Here is a 1,979-nt window from a genome sequence, read left to right on the forward strand (position 1 = left end):
AGGCACCTTGTTCAGCAGTCTCCTAGCCACGAACGGGCGCTTTCGCCGGCGGAGAATTGTGGCGCAGGCGTCGCCCCCGCGCCCGCCGAGACCCCGCCCGGTCGCCGGTTTGCGGGGGTTTTACGTATGCGGCCGATCAGATTACGCATTGACGCTGCCCGATCCGTGTGCCCGCGCGTTGATTCGTCATCGCTGCCCGGTGAGACTCGTGGCGCAGCGGGCGAAACCGTCCGCGACGAGGAAGGGCGCAGACGAGAAGGGGCGCAATCGATGGGCATCGAGACAGGACTCGCCGTCACCGGCGTGATCGCGGCGCTGTTCGGCGTCGGGTTCGCCTTCCTTCCCAAATTCGTCGATTCGCCGCGGGTCGAGCGCGGCTACGCCATGGCGGGGTCGCTGCTCGTGCTCGCGTGCGCCCTGGCCCTCGTCGTCGTTCCGTGGATGGGAGACCGGGCATGAGCAAGGACCAGCGTCGCGGCATCGTCGGACTCGTCGCCGTCCTCTACGGCATGGGCGTGGCCTTCGGCCCCAGCCTCGTCGACAACGACGCCCTGTGGAAGGCCTGGCTCGGCGTCGGCGCCTTCGTCGTGGGCGCCCTGTGGCTGGCGCTGATGGTCTTCCCGTGGGCCCAGGGCCGGCGCACCGAAACGCCCTAGGCGCTACCGGGACGGGTGAACCCCGGGCACTCGTGGACGGGCAGGCGGGGATAGCGGGCGAAGCGCTCGTCGGTGGCCGCCAAGGCGCACCGCAGATAGACGGTGCCCTTGTTCGTCGGCCGGATCAGCGCGTGGGCACAGGTTCCGCAGAGACCGGCCACGCCGCGTATGTCGTTTTCGGTCACCGGTGCTCGGCAGGGGGTTCGACGTCCACCTGCGCCGGCAGATCGGCGATCCCGACGGGACACGTCAGTCCGTTGGGACCGTGGTTGCAATAGCCACCCGGGTTCTTGTGGAGGTACTGCTGGTGGTAGGCCTCCGCATACCAGAAGGTGCCGGCCTGCTCGGCTGGCAGCTCCTGGGTCGTGATGTCGCTTGCGCCGGCCTTGGTCAACTCACCCTGGAAGGCCGCATGCGTGGCACGGACGGCGGCCTGCTGCTCCTGGCTCGTCCAGTAGATGGCCGAACGGTACTGCGTGCCGACGTCATTGCCCTGCCGGTTCGGGGTGGTCGGATCGTGGTTCTCCCAGAAGGCTTTCAGGATTCGCGATGGGGTGATCCGCGCCGGGTCATAGGCCACGAGCACGGCCTCCGCATGGCCCGTCTCCCCGGTGCAGACCTCCTCGTAGGTCGGGTTCGGCGTGAACCCACCCTGATAGCCCACGGCTGTGGCCACCACTCCGGGCAGGCGCCACATGATCCGTTCGGCGCCCCAGAAACAGCCCATCGCGACATGGATGACCTCGGTGCCGTCGGGCCAGGGGCCCGCGAGCGGGGTGCCGAGCACCTCGTGCGTCGTCGGCACGGCGAACACGGGCTGCGCGCGGCCGGGCAGAGCCGTGTCGGCGGTCGGCATGGGCTTGGGCTGGCGGCCGAAGATCATGCTCTATTCAAACCCACGATGACACGCGGCATTCCCCGCGCGCAGTCAGGACAATCCGGGGAAGGGATCCCATGTCGCCCCCCAGGACCCGTCGAGCGTCACGGCGCTGCTCAGCCACCCGGTCGCGGCGAGAGTGGCCTCGGCGTCACCGGACACGGTGGGGAGGACGGCGGCATACGACTGCACGAGGCTGCGGGTCAGGTGGGCGATGAGGCGCTTCGCCGTCGCGTTGTCGGTCGCGTCGAGCGGCAGGGCGTATGCCGTGGGCATCGGTGGGGCGTCCGCGCCCAGGTCCTCCTCCAAGGTGGTGGCCCAGCCGCGTAGCCGCTCGAGCGCCGCGATCGCCTTGGTGCGCTGGGCGTCCGTGGACCGCGCTGCCGCCACCTCGGTGCCGTAGACCGCCTCGCGGGTGGCGGCGAGCAGGACCAGCCCGGCCGCCT

At 70.0% G+C, this 1,979-nt stretch carries 5 protein-coding genes; 2 read left to right on the top strand and 3 right to left on the bottom strand.

Annotation, left to right across the window (positions count from 1 at the left end; genetic code table 11):
* Positions 1-270: 270 nt before the first annotated feature.
* Both BN11_RS16930 and BN11_RS16935 read left to right on the top strand, forming a co-directional pair.
* The gene (locus BN11_RS16930) at positions 271-459 is read left to right on the top strand and encodes a hypothetical protein (RefSeq protein ID WP_048699510.1); all 189 of its coding nucleotides are present in this window, start codon (positions 271-273) and stop codon (positions 457-459) included.
* Positions 456-656 carry a hypothetical protein gene (locus BN11_RS16935; RefSeq protein WP_048699511.1) on the top strand — a complete coding sequence of 67 codons (201 nt, stop codon included), beginning with the start codon at positions 456-458 and terminating at the stop codon, positions 654-656. Before BN11_RS16930 ends, BN11_RS16935 begins: the two co-directional genes overlap by 4 nt.
* Here BN11_RS16935 and BN11_RS16940 read toward each other — a convergent pair.
* From BN11_RS16940 to BN11_RS16950, 3 genes are all read right to left on the bottom strand, one after another.
* Positions 653-841, bottom strand: a complete 189-nt coding sequence (locus BN11_RS16940; protein ID WP_048699512.1) for a hypothetical protein — start codon at positions 839-841, stop codon at positions 653-655. The two genes, BN11_RS16935 and BN11_RS16940, sit on opposite strands and share 4 nt — an antisense overlap.
* Positions 838-1,512, bottom strand: a complete 675-nt coding sequence (msrA, locus tag BN11_RS16945; RefSeq protein ID WP_048701812.1) for a peptide-methionine (S)-S-oxide reductase MsrA — start codon at positions 1,510-1,512, stop codon at positions 838-840. The genes BN11_RS16940 and msrA overlap by 4 nt, the downstream gene beginning before the upstream one ends.
* Positions 1,513-1,584: 72 nt before the next feature.
* Positions 1,585-1,979 (bottom strand): DUF4439 domain-containing protein (locus BN11_RS16950; protein ID WP_048699513.1); only part of this gene is annotated, 395 nt, incomplete at its 5' end.

This window comes from Nostocoides australiense Ben110 (assembly GCF_001050535.1).
GTDB classification, from domain to species: Bacteria; Actinomycetota; Actinomycetes; order Actinomycetales; family Dermatophilaceae; genus Nostocoides_A; species Nostocoides_A australiense.

What these genes read in the sequence shown, in the direction of transcription:
- BN11_RS16930 (WP_048699510.1), top strand. Translation starts at nt 271, where the DNA reads ATGGGCATCGAGACAGGACTCGCCGTCACCGGCGTGATCGCGGCGCTG.
- BN11_RS16935 (WP_048699511.1), top strand. Translation starts at nt 456, where the DNA reads ATGAGCAAGGACCAGCGTCGCGGCATCGTCGGACTCGTCGCCGTCCTC.
- msrA (WP_048701812.1), bottom strand. Translation starts at nt 1,512, where the DNA reads ATGCCGACCGCCGACACGGCTCTGCCCGGCCGCGCGCAGCCCGTGTTC.